The sequence below is a fragment of the Rhizobium croatiense genome (genome assembly GCF_019793465.1).
Taxonomy (GTDB): Bacteria; Pseudomonadota; Alphaproteobacteria; order Rhizobiales; family Rhizobiaceae; genus Rhizobium; species Rhizobium croatiense.
On sequence record NZ_JAILYJ010000001.1, the window covers coordinates 433,499 to 448,530 of the forward strand.

Here is a 15,032-nt window from a genome sequence, read left to right on the forward strand (position 1 = left end):
GCAATGGCAGCCGTCGTCTTGGCGACATGACCTGACGCGCAAACGTGGTCTTGCGCATGGGCGACGAGGCTCCCTCGCAGGTGCTCAGATGTCTCCCGGGGCTATGAACCGCAATGACGACCCCCGAGGCTTTCAGACATTGGCTTGAGGTGGCGGGACCGGCCTCGATGCCCGATGGGGCCAAGGACTTTCCGTTCGACCTGTGCTGGGGGTTCAGCCGATGTTCAGCCGAAAAGGTATTGTTCTCGCACTCGCCGTAGGCGGTTATGCACCGCGACCGCCGCTATTTCGCCTTGTGCCATGGACACGCCGAGTTGATTGAGGCCGGTCACGACGTCGCCAACCGCATATAGGCCTGGGACCTGGGTCGCCTGGTGTGCATCAACCTTTATGCGCCGATCCTGCTCCAACTCCGCCCCCAGCTGTTCCGCGAGCTGCGAGCACGGGCGAATCCCCAACGCCGAATACAGAATCACCCCTTCCAACGTGGCCGAGTCCTTCATGATAAGATCGACGGTTCCATCGACTGAACGCGAGCAGCGCACTAACTTGTCGCAGCGGATAGAGACGCCATGCTCGATCAGCTGGGCCATTATAGCGTCCTTCACATCCAGTATTTCGCCGAGCGTTGCGATTGTGATCCTTCTCGTGAACGATGTCAGGAACAGGGCTTCTGAAGCGGCCCGCTCTGTCGCGCCGATCACCACCGCTGCTCTTTCGGCGATTTCGTAGCCGTCGCAGATCGGGCAGAGGCGAAGATGTCCTGACCGTATGAGGTCGCTGGCTTTACCGATGGGCGGGAGCTTGTCTTCGACGCCGGTCGCAAGGATGATGTTTTCTGCATACGTCGGCCGGCCGGGGAGTTCGACGATGAAGCCGGCGTCAGCCCCGCGCTCCACCCGCGATACCGCCGCTGCCACGACCTCGATACCTAAGTTCTGCAGTTGCGTTCTCATGCGTCTTGATAGGTCACCACCTTCGATGCCTTCCGGAAAGGCCGGATGATTGCGCGAGAGCGGGATAAGCAGCGCACGGCTGTGGCCTGAATCGACGGCGACCACGCGCCGGTTTAGTCGCGCCAGGTAAAGAGCGGCTGTCATGCCTCCCGGGCCTGCCCCTATCACTAAAGCATCCAGTCTTGCCGGCGTCGTCGTCATCACTGCGGCTCCTTTGCAATCAGTGCTCCCGACCTTCACAAGCTTCCATGGCTCCGGGACGTCGCAGCGGACAATCGAAGTGTCACTGATCCGGTGCGACGGCCGAGCATTGTTCGACCAGACGCTTGAGGAAACGAGAAAGGGAGTCGCCGGAGCTTTCGCCATCGCCAGAGATGACGGTTACGCCCCATCTCTTCAGGACATGCGTCTGAACTTCACTCGGCTCGTGCATGAACAGAAATAGTGGCGGCCGGTGCCGGTCCAGCCCGGTCTGTTGCCAGATCGACCAAAGGCGATGAAGCAGGAAGCGGATATTCAAATCGGACATACTGTAGCCGACGAAGAGCATGGTCGAGGCGAAGGCGTCGCTCCTGAACTTTATATCGAGGGGAGCGTCGAAGGAGAGGCGATCGAAATAGTCCGACTCTGTCAGGACGAGTGTATCGGGATCGGAGAAATCCCCATGGTATTTGACGATATGTGTGAAGCCCACAGTGGCCGTTGCGATGTCCTTCGCACTCGTAATGCGAGCGTAGGGTCGTCCGAACGCCTGGTAAGAGAGCTCGAGATTGGCATCGTAGTTGGTTGTATAAATCAGAGGAAAATCTAGCGCTACGATAAGCCGATGCAACTCCGAGTTCTTCAGTTGCTCCGGAGAGATCTGCCATTCACTCTTCATCCAATCGACCAGCCGCGACAAGGAGCCGTGCTTCAAACGATAGTACTCGGCAATTTCCTGGTACGTTGCGTCGCGGCCCATCGACGACTGTGCAAGATCGAGATCCGCCAACATATGTTCGATAAGGCAGGTCCATGAAGGCAGCCCGACATTCATCGATATCCCCGCGCCTACGAAAAGAATTGCTTGCCGCCGTTCAAGCGCGGTTACGATCGCAGATATGTGTTCGTCGTGTGCCACCTGTCCTCCAGTCCAGAATGAAATCCGCCTGGAGGAAATTGGTTTCTGTCCGCTAGCGCACCTCCGGCGGAGGTTCCGTAAGGATCCGCCGCCTGTGTACGCCCCGGCGCATGCCCACACCGGCGGCTGCGGAAGATGTCTCTGGTTCTATTCGCCTGGCATTGCTCTTGTCGCGCTCACGCTGCTCGTCGCGATTTTCCGAGACGCTTGATCGCCTGTTCCAGCGGCCGCTCGCTGTCGCAATAGTCCTGCCAGGCAGAGCTCTTGGTCAGAAGCGCCGGCACCGTTCGAAGCGTAAAACGTTTCGGGTCGAGATCGGACTTCACCTGCTCCCAGGTAAGCGGCATGGACACGTTGGCGCCGGCGCGGGCGCGCGGTGAGAGCGGCGCAACCGCCGTCGCCATGCGATCGTTGCGGAGATAATCCAGGAAGATCCTGCCGCCACGGAGACTCTTGGTCATCTTGATCAGGTAGAGGTCGGGATTGTCGCGCGCCATCTGCTGGCAAACGTCATGGGCAAAGCCCTTGGCTTCGGCCCATGACAAGGCTTTGCGTTTGTTGGCGGTCAGCGGGGTCACGACATGCAAGCCCTTGCCGCCGGTGGTCTTGCAGAAGCTGACGAGGCCGAGGTCATCGAGACGGTCGCGCATCTGGCGGGCGGCTGCGACCACCGTCGCAAACGGCACGTCAGGACCAGGGTCGAGGTCGAACACCAGACGGCCGGGCACTTCCGGCTTGCCGGGTTGGCAGTTCCACGGATGCAGTTCAACGCCGCCGATCTGGGCGATAGCCGCCAGCCCCTCGATCCGATCGATCTGCAGGTAAGGCTTCTTGTCGCCGAAGACCTTCACCAGTTCAAGGAGGTTCGAAGTGCCGGGCATCGCGTGACGCTGAAAGAACTGCTCGCCGCCAATGCCGTCGGGTGCTCGAATGATCGAGCAGGGTCGGCCCTTGATATGCTCGATAAGCCAAGCTCCGACGGCCTCGTGATAGCGCGCAAGGTCCTCCTTTGTGACGGGCTGTCCGTCGCCCGCGTCCGGCCACAGCGGTTTGCCGGGATTCGAAATGAGAACACCCATCACCTCGGCCTTCGCGCCTTTACGGCGGGCAGACTTGTGTCTGGCGGACGCGACAGGCTCAGTGGTTTCAGTCTCGGCAGGCGGCGCCGGCTTCTCGGCATCGACCTCTTTCGCCGGCTTGTCCTCGCGCAGGCCCTTGAAGGCAGCCTGGCGGACGAGGCCGTCCGTGGTCCACCCTTCAAATTCGATTTCGGCAACAAGCTCTGGCTTCAACCAGAGCACTTCGGCCTGCTTCTTCGGAGCACCGATACCGCCGAAAGGCGATTTCGTCGTCTCGAGCGCCTTCAGTTTCGGCAGCAGCATCTCGACTTTCTTTGCGCCGTAGCCGGTTCCGACACGGCCGACATAGACAAAGTGATCGCCGCGGTGAACGCCGACCAGGAGAGATCTGAACCTGCCGTTGGTCTTGGCATAACCGCCGATCACCACCTCGTGTCCGGCGCGACATTTCGACTTTGCCCAGGTGTCGGTGCGGCCGGACTGATAGGGTGCGTCCATCTGCTTGGAGATGACACCTTCGAGATGTAGCTTGCAGGCGGAGCGCAGCACGGCGTCGCCACCGGATTGGAAATGTTCGACGTAGCGGATGCGGGGATCGTCGCCGGCAGCGGCGAGAAGGTTTTGCAGCCGCTCCTTGCGCTCGAGGAGGCGCATCGACCGCAAGTCCTCTCCGCCATCAAACAATAGGTCGAAGGCGAAATAGACGAGGTTACCGGTCTTGCCTTCCGACAGAGCCGCCTGAAGTGCGGCGAAATTCGGTGCGCCATTCTCATCGAGCGCGCAGATCTCGCCATCAATGATGCAGTCGGGCAGTCCGGATGCGGCTTCCGCAATCCCAGGATATTTGGACGTCCAATCGAGGCCCTTGCGCGTCTTCAGCGTCACCTCTCCATCGGCGACCCGCATCTGGATCCGATAGCCGTCGAACTTGATTTCGTGCAGCCAATCATCGCCGGCGGGTGGTCGATCGAGCCTGTCGCAAAGCTGCGGCTCGATGAAATCAGGCAGATCGGCCGCCGTGGAGGTCGCGACATCCTCGCGAGACGTCTTCTTGCGCTCGTCGGCGGCCAGACCATGCTTGCTGTCCCACACGGCGTCCGCCTCGACGTCAGCGTTCGCCATCATGAAAGGTCGCGGCTTGCGCCCCTTCCCTTCGGCGATCTCATCCATGCTGCGGCCGGAGGCGACCGAGGTCGCGTTCTCCTCCAGAATCGCTTCGCCATTCTCCTCGACCGAATGTTCGTCATGATGTTTGATCAGCAGCCAATTCGTCCGCTTGCCGCCATCGCGGTCATTACGCATCCGAACCAGGACGAAGCTGCCGTGCAGTCGCTTGCCCTCAAGGGTGAACTTGAAGTCGCCTTTCCTCAAAGCCTCTTCCGGAGACTTGCGGCCTTCCGGCTCCCAGTAACCGCGGTCCCACAACATCACCGTGCCGCCACCATATTGGCCCTTCGGGATCGTACCTTCGAAGTCGCCGTAGTCCAGCGGATGATCCTCGACCTCGACAGCGAGCCGTTTGTCATGTGGATCGAGCGAGGGTCCCTTGGTCACCGCCCAGGACTTGAACACGCCGTCGAGCTCGAGCCTGAGGTCATAGTGAAGCCGTGTGGCGTCGTGCTTCTGGATCACGAACCGCCGGCGGTTCGACGGTTTGACGCCCGCTTCCCCGCTCGGTTCGCGGGTCATCTTGAAATCGCGCTTGGCCCTGTATTTCGAGAGGTTGTCGGCCATGACTTGTGACTCCTATCAACGCACACCAGCGCCAGCTTCCTTCACCGCTCAGCGCTGCGAAACCCGCAGCCCGCCGGCATCTCCAAGACTGCGCTGGACGGCGGCGAGCTCAGTGGATGCGACATCCACCGAAACCTCGATCTCGCCTTCGAGCGGGGCGTCGCGACGGGCGCCATCGCTATGCGAGACGTCGCCCCCCGATGGCGCCGAGCCGGCGGTATTGCGATCGGTCGCCGACTGGATGAAAATGTCGGGCCTCGCGATACCGTGCTGCTGAACCAGATGTTCGACGGCGCGATCAGCTGCCTCTCGCGTTTCAAAGGTCGCTCTGATCGTCATGGTGCTGTCGTCCGCCATTGGGCGTCTCCTGATATTGATTTCCACAGGGTGAGAACGCCTGCGGAGGCTGGTAGTTTCGGCGGAAGAACCAAGGCGCCTGTCGAAATGGTTGATCTCGCCTTGAAGCCTGATATGTTCCCTTTTTGTTTCGGCGTAAATCTCCAGGTGCCGATGCCATTGCGATCGCTGAAGCCGCCATGAACGAGATGAGTCCAACGCCAGTCCGAAAGATCGTCCACATCGACATGGATGCGTTTTATGCGTCGGTCGAGCAGCGCGACAATCAGGACTTGCGGGGCAGACCGATTGCCGTTGGCGGATCGGCCGCTCGCGGCGTGGTGGCGGCAGCAAGCTACGAGGCACGGGCATTCGGCGTTCACTCGGCCATGCCGTCGGTCACCGCCAAGCGGAAATGTCCCGACCTGATTTTCGTGCCGCCGCGCTTCGACGTCTACAAAGCCGTGTCGCAGCAAATCCGCGAGATCTTTGCCGAATACACCCCGTTGATCGAGCCGCTTTCACTCGACGAAGCCTATCTCGATGTCACAGACAACCTCAAGGGCATGGAAATCGCCACCGAAATTGCGACGGAAATCCGGGCGAAGATCAAGCAAGTCACCGGCCTCAACGCATCGGCCGGGATTTCCTACAACAAGTTTCTCGCCAAGATGGCAAGCGACCTTAACAAGCCGAATGGCCAGGCCGTCATAACCCCGAGGAACGGGCCGGCCTTCGTCGAGGCCCTCGTCGTCAAAAAATTTCATGGCGTCGGCCCGGCAGCGGCCGACAAGATGCACCGGCTCGGAATCGATACCGGCGCCGACCTCAAGGGGAAGACGCTCGAATTCCTGGTGGAGCATTTCGGGAAGTCAGGACCGTATTTCTATGGCATCGCGCGCGGCATCGACGAGCGCCGGGTCAAGCCGAACCGGGTGCGCAAATCCGTCGGCGCCGAAGATACCTTTTCACAAGACCTCCATGCCTATGGACCGGCTCGCGAAGGTCTTGAGCCGCTGATCGAAAAGGTGTGGGGCTATTGCGAGGCCAATGGGATCGGTGCCAAGACGGTAACGCTGAAGATCAAATATGCCGACTTCAAGCAGATCACCCGCAGCAAGACAGTTCCGGCCCTCTTGCCCGCGATCACTGACCTCGAAGAGATAATCAGCCTGCTGCTGGCGCCGATCTTTCCGCCACGAAAGGGCATCCGGCTGCTCGGCATTACCCTGTCTTCGCTGGAACGGCGGGCCTCTGGAACGGAACCGCAGCTGCGACTGGCGTTTTAGATCGCCAGCATCGGCTGAGGAGAAGCTACGGACTAACATCCTCGGGCGTCAAAACCGCCCTCATTGCAGGCTGGTGCTCTCCGCCCAACGACGACGGAGCCGGGAACTTCTTACCCTGCTGGAACAAAGCGGGAAGATCGAGGTTCGGCGATGACACACATTCCAAGCCAAGGAGGCCCCAATGACTGACGTATTTTCCGCGCCGGAAGGAGAACGCAGTCGGCCTGCGAACCCCTCTCCGACCACTGAGCTGAAAGACAAGATCAGCGACGATATCAGCGCGACCAAGGAGATGGTGAAGGAGGCATCCGACGCCGGCCTGGATAAGGCAAAGGCGGTTGTTTCCGAGCAGGTGCACTTTGCCGCTCACCAGCTGAGCGGCATTGCAATTGCATTGGAGAAGGTAGGGGCGGAGCTCGAAAGCTCCGATCAGCGGCACGTCGGCCGCTACGCTCGGGAACTCGGTCGCAGCGTTGCCAGTGCGGCAAGACGGGTGGAGGGCAAGGACCTCCGGGAGATGGCTATCCTGGCTGAGGATTTCGGTCGCAGGCAGCCGATCGCATTTCTGGGAATTGCCGCCCTCGCCGGGCTGACTGCAAGCCGGTTTCTGACCGCCTCCGCGAAACGGACCGACAAAGCCCAGAATGACAAGGCTCGGACAACTGCTCCGTCTGCACCGGCATTCGTTTCGGGAAGCAAGGACAACCAAAATGGCTAAGCCATCTGAAAACACACCATTGGCCGAGCTGATCGGCGGGCTGTTGGGTGACGTTACTGGTCTGCTGCGCAAGGAGATCGACCTCGCCAAAGCGGAAGCATCGGAGAAGCTCTCTGCCGCCTTAAGCGGCGTCGAAATCCTGCTCATAGGAACGATCCTGGCAATCGGTGCCGTCGGCGTGCTGTTGAGCGCCGTCGTCAGCGGTGTCGCTGCGCTCTTCCTGGCGCAAGGGTTCAGCGAGCCCACGGCCAGTGCGCTGGCTGCGATCATCGTCAGCGTCGTCATCGGCCTTATTGCATGGATCATGATCAGGCGGGGCCTTGCCGCCTTCCATCGCAGCAATCTGACGCTTGAACGCACGACAACCTCGCTGCGTCGAGACGTGCAAACCGTGAAGGATAAACTCTGATGGAAACGTCTTCAGACAAGACGTCGCTGGAGCTTCAGCGCGAAATCGACCAAGATCGCCAGCGACTTGGGGAACGTATCAACGCAATCCAGGAGCGGCTGTCACCTGGCCAACTGGTCGACGAGGTTATCGCCTACGCCAAAAACAGCGGGGGCAGCGAGTTCGTCGGAAACCTCGGCCGAGCGCTTAAGGAAAATCCGCTTCCGGTGGCGCTGATGGGCGTCAGTCTCGCCTGGCTGATGGCCAAAGGCACTCCTTCATCGGCGACCGGCTCAACGACGTCTACCGAGCCGGAATATGACCTCTATCCCGTTCAGGGGCCTGTGCGCCGCCTTGGCCCGCCGAGCTCGGTCGGGGGCGTTCGGTACAGCCATTTCTCCGATAGCACTGGCAAGACGCTGAAGGCTCTCACTGATGAAACTGGACGCCGTGCGGGTCATTTTGTCGATGAAACGGGCAAGACCTATCGCGGTTTCGTGGATGCCAGCGGCAATCGGGTCGACCAGATTGTCGATGAGACCGGGGCTGTCCTGGATGCTGCATCTGGTTGGGCCGCCGAAAAGTGGGAGCAAGCCAAGGCTGCTGTGCAAGGCGTTTCCGACCGCGCGACGGGAAGGGCGAGTGCGCTCGCCGACCAGGCCTCTTCTGCTGTAACGAACCTGCACGAACAGACAAACAAGCTCAATGCAATGATCCTCCACCAGTTCCGCGATCAACCGCTGGTCGGCGGCGCATTGGCTTTTGCAGTCGGAGCCGCGATCGGCGCGGCGCTTCCGAGCACCGAAATTGAAGATGAACTCGCTGGCGAAGCATCGGATGCCACCAGGGAAGCGATAAGCGAACAGACCTCTGAACTTGTCGATCAAGGCACCGCCATCGCTTCCAACGCCTACCAACACGCGGTCGCGGTTGCATCCGACGCTCACGACGAAATCAAGGATCGCCTTTCTGAAGAAGTCGAATCCCTCCGCAAGCCAGGAGCCCGTGATCCGACGATACCGGGCTGACCGCAACCACAGCCTGACTGAAGTTCAACCGGTGACGTTGGCAGGCCGGCTTGATCGAACTGTCCGCCAAACGACGATGGCGAAGCCGGCCGCACCGCCAATCATCGTCCCAAAGGGGCGGCCGGCAACGGCGGAAAGGATGCATTTGCGCGGCATCAGCGTCCTTTCTCCAACATGCACGAACATGATCCGCGCTGAAGGGCGCCTCCAATCGGAAGCCGCGTCTTCAGTCTGTTGGATTTAGTTCCTCAGATGGGTGCCGGACCTCCGCTCAAAGATAAGCTCGCGAAAAGAACACCGCGGTCGTCAAAAGGGCGACCGCGAGGGTTAGCACCCGGACGATCGATGATGGCAGCCTGCGTCCGACATGCGCTCCGATCCATCCGCCGATAACGGCTCCGAACGTCATGGAAATGCACTGTTGCCATACGATTGCCCCGGCCAGTACGAAAACGACGACGGCGACCGCGTTCGCGGCAGTGACCATCACCATTCTTGTCGGATTCAGGCTCTTGATCTCCCCGCCCCCGAGCACGCTCCATGCCGCGAGCATCATAAGTCCAACTGCGCCGCCGAAATAGCCGCCATAAAGACCGAGAAAGAACTGAACCATTGCGAAGGCCAGAACACTCGGACGTGCCCGCGTCTGAAGCCTTGCGCTGAGCCTTGGCCCTGCAGCCAGCATCAATGTCGCCACCAGCAAAAGCCATGGCAGGATTCCATCGAAGATCCTGGCTGGGGTTAGAAGTAATAAAACACTTCCCGCCACACCACCCACCACTGTCACGATAGCGATGGCCACGACATTGATACCGCACACACTCTTAACCCCATCACGGTAGACCCACGAGCTCGCCATACCGCCGGGAAACAAGGCTAAAGTGCTTGTCGCGTTTGCGGCAACCGACGGCACTCCGACCGATATCAGCGCAGGCAGGGATACGAACGACCCGCCGCCCGCCAATGCATTCATGCTGCCTGCCAACAAGCCGGCCAGGAAAAGAAGAATAATATCGTACATGTTCAGGTCGCCTTAGCACCGAAGCTCCGCCGAGACACTTGTCTAGAATCGCGGCCCAAGACAATCGCGCCGGTGTAAGTCCTGTGGAAAAGCAGGCGCCCTGAAACGATCAGACTCCTCGGCGACTCATTTCCCAAGCCGAAGTTCGTGCTTTGGTTTCTGCAACTTGGAAAGCAGCTTTGTCATGGGGTTGCAGCGTTGTTGAGGTCATGCAACGCGACCATCAGTATCATTGGCTCGATGGGGAAAGGCAGAAAGCCAACCGCCTTTCAACGAATAACGGAATCTTGATCGGGCGCAACAGTTTACCGATCGCCGCATCGGCCTATCTGCGCGGTAATCACACTGACGACGCCGGCTCTCGGCTGGCGATGGGGAGGGGTAGGGATGTTGCAGATTCGCAAATCACTGGCAGCCGTAGCAGCCGTCGTCGCGGTTGCCGTCTCGTTGACTTCCTGCACGAGCTCAACCGACTCGGTGCAAACCGGCTCGGTTGGATACAGCAGCGTCGACTATGGACTGAGACCCGCCTGCCGCGACGGCTTTGGCAACGATCGTCCCTGCAGCTACTGAATGTATGGCCGGTCGGGGCGACCTTGGGATACACGGTCTGAGGCAGAAATTTCATTCGGCTTCAGCTTTGCTGCGAGCGTTCAAAGTAGCGATTTACGATGTCCTTGACTTGGCTTGAACGGAACCCCGGAACCCATCTGTGCGGTATCGCGACGGTCCTTTCAAGAGGCTGCCGCTTGCGCAGTTGCTCAAGTATTTCCGGATCAGCATCCTTGCGCACAGTCAGATAGATCAGCCCCGCCCACCAGGTTCGGGGAATGTCAACACGCTCGATCATTGACCAAGGGATGAGCTTCGGCAGCTTTTGACCGGTGATGCCCTGGGGTCCGATTACCATCAAGGGCTTCGTGAAATCCGCCTGCCGGGCCTTTACCGCAACATAAACGATGACGCCGAGGAACAGGATCGCGAACAGGCCCTCTCCGATACCACTCGTGGGTCTGCTCATTTCGATCTGCCCAAGGGCGACAAGTGAGAGGCAGACGAAAAGAAGGGCCATGACGCCAAGGAACATGAAGAGGTATCGGACGCTTCCTCGCAAGACGAGAATTGGATGGGTGGCGTTTGGGTCGCGGCCAGTGGCGGGAGAATGTTCATCGGTCATCTGTTGAATTCAACTCTCCCCGCAAGTAATTCCGCGCACATTTTAACTGTGTAGAGCTCGGCCCTTGGTTACAAGCATCTACCGGAAAATCGTTACGAACACCTGCAAGCGTGATAGACAATCGAGATAGTGCTCTAGGAAAGACGGTCATGCGGTATCTTCGGTCAGGGCCGCGTCGGCTTCACACCCAGGAGATGGGCGGTCCGCGTGCCAAAACGGTGGGTCTGAGGTCGGGCGAGATCGCCGACCGGAATATTCGCGTCATCCTGGAAGCGATCCGCCGGCATGGGCCGCTGACCCGTACCGAGCTTGGGCGGCATAGCGGGCTGACCGGGCCCGGTATCACCAATATTCTGCGGCGGCTGGCGGAGGAGAAGCTCGTGACCTCGAACCGGCGCAACGGGCTTGGCGGCGGCGCCGCGGCGACGGAATTTGCGCTGCGGCCGGAAGGCGCTTTTTCGGTCGGGGTCAAGCTTCGCAAGACGCGCGGCGAGATCGTGCTCGTCGATCTGAGCGGCCAGGTGCATGACCGGGCCTATTTCGATGTGGAGCCGGCGGACAAGGTCCAGCTGGTGCATGCGGCCGTCCGCGACATGGTCGATCGGCATGCCAGCCTGCCGGTCATCGGGCTCGGCATCGCCGCCAACGACTGGACGGAGGATGAGAGCGACGCGATCGCCGCGCTGTCGACGATTGCGCGGCCCTATGTCGAGAACGAGTGCACGGCGGGCCTTCTTGCCGAACGCACCATCGGCAGCGCCATGCCGGAGGGCGGGCTCGCGATGATTATCATCGACGACGACGTGCAGGCGGGGTTCCTCATCCGCGGCGTTCCCTATTCCGGCGTGCACGGGCGGGCGGGCAGCATCGGCGAAATGCTGACCGGGCCGGATAATGTCCAGCTCAACACCGTCGTCGGCTTCGGCTCCCTGCGCTCGCGCATCGGCGAAGACGATTTCGCCCGGCTGCTGAAGAGCGAGGAATTCTCCTGTCCGCTGCTGTCGCAATGGATCCGCGAGGCCGCGGGCCATCTGCTCGATCCGATCATCGCCATGGCCGGTTTCTTCGCCCCGAGCACCGTCATGATCGGCGGAGATCTGCCGCAGGGTGTGATCGAGGCGCTGATCCACCAGCTTTCGATCGAGCGGCGCGATACATCCACACGCCCCATCATCACGCCATGGATTTCGCCGATGCGGCCGGCAAGCTTCAGCGGCGGCGTGGCGCTGGGAGCGGCGCTGCTGCCCTTCCTCAACACGCTGCTGCTGCCGCCGGCTTCAGCCTAAGTGAGCGCCTCATCGGCGTGGCTGAGATCGGAGGCCAGCGCCTTGTCGAGCACCTTCTGGATATTGGCGGCGCGGCGGAAAGACGGTTCCTGGGTCTTGCCCGCCCGCACCGCCTGAACGAAACGCTGGTAATTCGTCTCCACGGGATCGAAGGGCACGTCGCGCCAGGTCGCCGTGTGCACATCCTCGCCGAGGCAGGCGCGCAGCGTCGAATTGCCGGTATCGTAGATCATCTCGACCGAGCCGGTTTCGCCATAGACCCTGAGACGCAGCTGATCCATCTGGCCGGCGGCGGTGCGCGTTGCCTGGATCGTGCCGATCGCGCCATTGGTGAAGTCGACATTCATCGTGAAGCTGTCATTGGCGTCGAGATCGTACTCGCCGATCTTATGGCCCGGCGCCTTGTCGAAGGTCTTCAGCCGGGCGAAGACATGGGCGACGTCGAGGCCGGAGCCGTAGGAAGCGAAATCGACGATGTGGATGCCGATATCGCCGAGCGCGCCGTTCGAGCCGTGCTTCTTGCTCAGCCGCCACAGCCATTTGCTTTCGCTCTTCCAGTCGCCCCAGTGGCGGCCGACCAGCCAGCTTTGCAGATGCGACGCCTCGATATGGCGCACCGCGCCGATCTCGCCGGCGAGCACCATCTGCCGGCCTTTCTGCAGCGCCGGCGAGTTGCGGTAGGTGAAGTTGACCATGCCTACCTTGCCCGCCCGCTCGATCGCCTCGGTCATTTCCATGGCCTTGACAGCATCGGTGGCGAGCGGCTTCTCACAGAAGACATGCTTGCCGGCGGCAATCGCCTGCAGCGTCGTCGGATGGTGGATGCTGTCAGGCGTGACATTGGCGACCGCATCGAACTCGCCCCAGGCAAGCGCATCCTCGAGCGAGAGGAAATGATTGGCGATGCCATGTTCGGTGCAGAAGGCCGCGAGCCTTTCCGGAACGACATCGACGCCGCCGACGACGCTGACGCCTTCGATCGCCTTGAAGCGTGCGGCGTGCTGGTTGGCCATGCCGCCGGTGCCGAGAATGAGTAAACGCATCTTCTTCTCCACAGAGTTGGATTTCCGGCTGCCGCCGGGCAAAAGCCGCCGCTTGCGGTCGCGGCAATCCGCGATCGCTCGTGCTCTTCCTCGGGAAAATTGCGAGGTGGATGCGCCGCGCGTCCAGGAGAGATGCTCCGACGTGGCGGACCGGCGCATGACCTCGCGAAGTCGACTCGATTTTCGCCGGCGGCGCGCTAGCTGGTGTTGAATGTCGCCAGCATCTCGATCCTCCCAAAGCTCTGGCTTGACATCAAATCAAAGTAACTTAATCTAATTAATGCAGCACGGAAATGAGGAGAGGTCAACTGACCGCCAGGCTGTAATCGTTCAAAATGGGGAGGAGACCCATCATGAAGAGCGCAACCGTCAGCGCATTGGCGCTGAGCACTATCTTATTTTCAGCATCCGCCATTTTTGCCCAGGAACTAGCTAGCAAAGACCGGATCGGCCTCGCCGATGCGGCCAAAACCCTCGTCGTCCGCCTGACCAACGACAGCCCGAACAACTCCGACCCCGCTATTGCCGAGGGTTATCAGAAGCTGTTCGTCGAATTCATCAAGAAGCATCCAGAGTGGAAACTGCAGATGCAGTTCATGTCCTCCGACATCGGCACCGAGCAGGCCAAGATGCTGGAGCAGGCCAAGGCCGGCAATGCGCCGGATTGCGCTGCCGTCGATTCCTTCGTGCTGTCGCAGTTCATGGTCAACAAGGTGCTGGCCGACTTCACGCCCTACTTCTCGAAGGAAGAAGTGGACGATCTCTTCCCCTTCATCCGCGCCGGCATCACCGACAAGGACCAGACGGTGCGCGCCTGGTGGTGGGATACGGACCTTCGCGTGCTATACCGCAACAAGTCGATTGTAGCAGATGCGCCTGAGACCTGGGACGACCTGAAGAAGGCCGCCCTTGCCTCCACCAAGGAAGGCATGGAAGGCGTGCTCTTCAATGGCGGGCGCTGGGAAGGCACTACCTTCGACTGGCTGGCGAACTACTGGGCGCTCGGCGGCAAGCTCGTCGACGACAGCGGCAAGCCGGTGTTCGGCGAGGGCGAGAACAAGGAAAAATTCCTGAAGGCGCTGAATTATTTCAAGGATCTCGTCGATTCCGGCGCGGCTCCCAAACGCGTCAGCACCATCGCCAATTATGACGATATGAACGCGGCGGCGGCAGCCGGCACGACCGCCCTCTTCATCGGCGGCAACTGGCAATATGCGCAGCTGAAGACGACGCTCGAGGAAGACGAGTTCGCCAACTGGACCTTCTCGCCCATCCCCGGCCCGACGGCCGATCAGCGCTCGACCGGCACCGGCGGCTGGACGATCGCCTCCTTCAGCAAGGACAAGGACAAGGTCGAGATGTGCGCCAATCTCGCCCGCGAGGTCTATATGGGCCCGGCCAATGCGCTGCAGCAGCAGCTGCCGACCCGCAAATCGCTGTTCGACAAGTATGAGGTCTTCTCCACCGAAGCCAACAAGACCTTCGCCCAGGCTCTGGTCAACGGCCAGGCTCGCCCCGGCGTGCCGATCTATCCTGAAATATCCAACCAGATCCAGATCATGATGGGCGACGTGCTCTCGGGCACGAAGAAGCCGGAAGAGGCTCTGGATGCCGCATTCAGCGCGGCTATGGAGGCTTATAAGCGTCTGTGATGCTGCGGTTAAGCTCAGGAGATTGCGGACTGCCCCTCATCCGGCTGCCGCCACCTTCTCCCCGCCTGCGGGGAGAAGGGACGATGCCGCAACCTCTCCCTCTATCACCGGCGTCTCGCGTGGCACGTCCCCTCTCCCCGTTTTTACGGGGAGAGGTTTAGGGTGAGGGGCAGCTATCTCCGCCACTTCAGATAGCGACGGCGCC

The 15,032-nt window shown here is 60.6% G+C and carries 14 protein-coding genes; 7 read left to right on the forward strand and 7 right to left on the reverse strand.

The window, feature by feature from the left end:
• Window positions 1–224: 224 nt before the first annotated feature.
• The 4 genes from K6M89_RS01905 to K6M89_RS01920 all read right to left on the reverse strand — a co-directional run bounded on the left by K6M89_RS01905 (window position 225) and on the right by K6M89_RS01920 (window position 5,246).
• Window positions 225–1,157 carry an NAD(P)/FAD-dependent oxidoreductase gene (locus K6M89_RS01905; RefSeq protein ID WP_222138241.1) on the reverse strand — a complete coding sequence of 311 codons (933 nt, stop codon included), beginning with the start codon at window positions 1,155–1,157 and terminating at the stop codon, window positions 225–227.
• An 82-nt stretch (window positions 1,158–1,239) separates the two neighbouring features.
• Entirely contained in the window at window positions 1,240–2,076 is an 837-nt protein-coding gene (locus K6M89_RS01910; RefSeq protein ID WP_222138242.1) for an SIR2 family protein, read from the reverse strand.
• Window positions 2,077–2,252: 176 nt separating this feature from the next.
• The gene (gene ligD / locus K6M89_RS01915; RefSeq protein WP_222138243.1) at window positions 2,253–4,889 is read right to left on the reverse strand and encodes a DNA ligase D; all 2,637 of its coding nucleotides are present in this window, start codon (window positions 4,887–4,889) and stop codon (window positions 2,253–2,255) included.
• A gap of 48 nt (window positions 4,890–4,937) precedes the next feature.
• Window positions 4,938–5,246, reverse strand: coding sequence for a hypothetical protein (locus K6M89_RS01920; protein ID WP_222138244.1), 309 nt, complete (start codon window positions 5,244–5,246; stop codon window positions 4,938–4,940).
• Between the two features lie 179 nt (window positions 5,247–5,425).
• On the opposite strand from K6M89_RS01920, the gene dinB reads away from it, so the two are divergent.
• The 4 genes from dinB (at window position 5,426) to K6M89_RS01940 (ending at window position 8,648) form a co-directional block, all read left to right on the forward strand.
• Complete coding sequence (dinB, locus tag K6M89_RS01925; RefSeq protein WP_222138245.1) at window positions 5,426–6,514, forward strand: DNA polymerase IV; 1,089 nt, start codon at window positions 5,426–5,428, stop codon at window positions 6,512–6,514.
• Window positions 6,515–6,695: 181 nt separating this feature from the next.
• Complete coding sequence (locus tag K6M89_RS01930) at window positions 6,696–7,232, forward strand: nutrient deprivation-induced protein (RefSeq protein ID WP_222138246.1); 537 nt, start codon at window positions 6,696–6,698, stop codon at window positions 7,230–7,232.
• Window positions 7,225–7,641, forward strand: coding sequence for a phage holin family protein (locus tag K6M89_RS01935; RefSeq protein ID WP_222138247.1), 417 nt, complete (start codon window positions 7,225–7,227; stop codon window positions 7,639–7,641). The genes K6M89_RS01930 and K6M89_RS01935 overlap by 8 nt, the downstream gene beginning before the upstream one ends.
• Window positions 7,641–8,648: a DUF3618 domain-containing protein gene (locus K6M89_RS01940; protein ID WP_222138248.1), complete on the forward strand. Its 1,008-nt coding sequence runs from the start codon at window positions 7,641–7,643 to the stop codon at window positions 8,646–8,648. The genes K6M89_RS01935 and K6M89_RS01940 overlap by 1 nt, the downstream gene beginning before the upstream one ends.
• Window positions 8,649–8,919: 271 nt before the next feature.
• Here K6M89_RS01940 and K6M89_RS01945 read toward each other — a convergent pair whose 3' ends face one another.
• Entirely contained in the window at window positions 8,920–9,669 is a 750-nt protein-coding gene (locus tag K6M89_RS01945; protein WP_222138249.1) for a sulfite exporter TauE/SafE family protein, read from the reverse strand.
• A gap of 387 nt (window positions 9,670–10,056) precedes the next feature.
• Between K6M89_RS01945 and K6M89_RS30890 the strand changes: the two genes are divergently transcribed.
• Window positions 10,057–10,242 (forward strand): hypothetical protein, encoded by a 186-nt coding sequence (locus K6M89_RS30890; protein ID WP_096771192.1) that lies wholly within the window; start codon window positions 10,057–10,059, stop codon window positions 10,240–10,242.
• Between the two features lie 61 nt (window positions 10,243–10,303).
• Here K6M89_RS30890 and K6M89_RS01950 read toward each other — a convergent pair whose 3' ends face one another.
• Window positions 10,304–10,846, reverse strand: coding sequence for a hypothetical protein (locus K6M89_RS01950; protein ID WP_222138250.1), 543 nt, complete (start codon window positions 10,844–10,846; stop codon window positions 10,304–10,306).
• Window positions 10,847–10,995: 149 nt separating this feature from the next.
• Between K6M89_RS01950 and K6M89_RS01955 the strand changes: the two genes are divergently transcribed.
• A complete protein-coding gene (locus K6M89_RS01955) occupies window positions 10,996–12,132 on the forward strand; it encodes an ROK family transcriptional regulator (RefSeq protein ID WP_222138251.1) in 1,137 nt (378 codons plus the stop codon).
• Here the strand turns inward: K6M89_RS01955 and K6M89_RS01960 are convergent.
• On the reverse strand, window positions 12,129–13,175 hold the full coding sequence (locus K6M89_RS01960) for a Gfo/Idh/MocA family protein (protein ID WP_097581396.1): 1,047 nt from the start codon (window positions 13,173–13,175) through the stop codon (window positions 12,129–12,131). The genes K6M89_RS01955 and K6M89_RS01960 overlap by 4 nt on opposite strands.
• Window positions 13,176–13,528: 353 nt before the next feature.
• Here K6M89_RS01960 and K6M89_RS01965 point away from each other — a divergent pair, with 353 nt between their 5' ends.
• On the forward strand, window positions 13,529–14,827 hold the full coding sequence (locus K6M89_RS01965; RefSeq protein WP_097581397.1) for an extracellular solute-binding protein: 1,299 nt from the start codon (window positions 13,529–13,531) through the stop codon (window positions 14,825–14,827).
• Window positions 14,828–15,032: the final 205 nt, after the last annotated feature.

Bases quoted from the DNA above. Each gene is read 5' to 3' on its own strand.
- K6M89_RS01905 (WP_222138241.1), bottom strand. From the start codon at position 1,157: ATGACGACGACGCCGGCAAGACTGGATGCTTTAGTGATAGGGGCAGGC.
- ligD (WP_222138243.1), bottom strand. From the start codon at position 4,889: ATGGCCGACAACCTCTCGAAATACAGGGCCAAGCGCGATTTCAAGATG.
- K6M89_RS01920 (WP_222138244.1), bottom strand. From the start codon at position 5,246: ATGGCGGACGACAGCACCATGACGATCAGAGCGACCTTTGAAACGCGA.
- dinB (WP_222138245.1), top strand. From the start codon at position 5,426: ATGAACGAGATGAGTCCAACGCCAGTCCGAAAGATCGTCCACATCGAC.
- K6M89_RS01930 (WP_222138246.1), top strand. From the start codon at position 6,696: ATGACTGACGTATTTTCCGCGCCGGAAGGAGAACGCAGTCGGCCTGCG.
- K6M89_RS01935 (WP_222138247.1), top strand. From the start codon at position 7,225: ATGGCTAAGCCATCTGAAAACACACCATTGGCCGAGCTGATCGGCGGG.
- K6M89_RS01940 (WP_222138248.1), top strand. From the start codon at position 7,641: ATGGAAACGTCTTCAGACAAGACGTCGCTGGAGCTTCAGCGCGAAATC.
- K6M89_RS01945 (WP_222138249.1), bottom strand. From the start codon at position 9,669: ATGTACGATATTATTCTTCTTTTCCTGGCCGGCTTGTTGGCAGGCAGC.
- K6M89_RS30890 (WP_096771192.1), top strand. From the start codon at position 10,057: ATGTTGCAGATTCGCAAATCACTGGCAGCCGTAGCAGCCGTCGTCGCG.
- K6M89_RS01950 (WP_222138250.1), bottom strand. From the start codon at position 10,846: ATGACCGATGAACATTCTCCCGCCACTGGCCGCGACCCAAACGCCACC.
- K6M89_RS01955 (WP_222138251.1), top strand. From the start codon at position 10,996: ATGCGGTATCTTCGGTCAGGGCCGCGTCGGCTTCACACCCAGGAGATG.
- K6M89_RS01960 (WP_097581396.1), bottom strand. From the start codon at position 13,175: ATGCGTTTACTCATTCTCGGCACCGGCGGCATGGCCAACCAGCACGCC.
- K6M89_RS01965 (WP_097581397.1), top strand. From the start codon at position 13,529: ATGAAGAGCGCAACCGTCAGCGCATTGGCGCTGAGCACTATCTTATTT.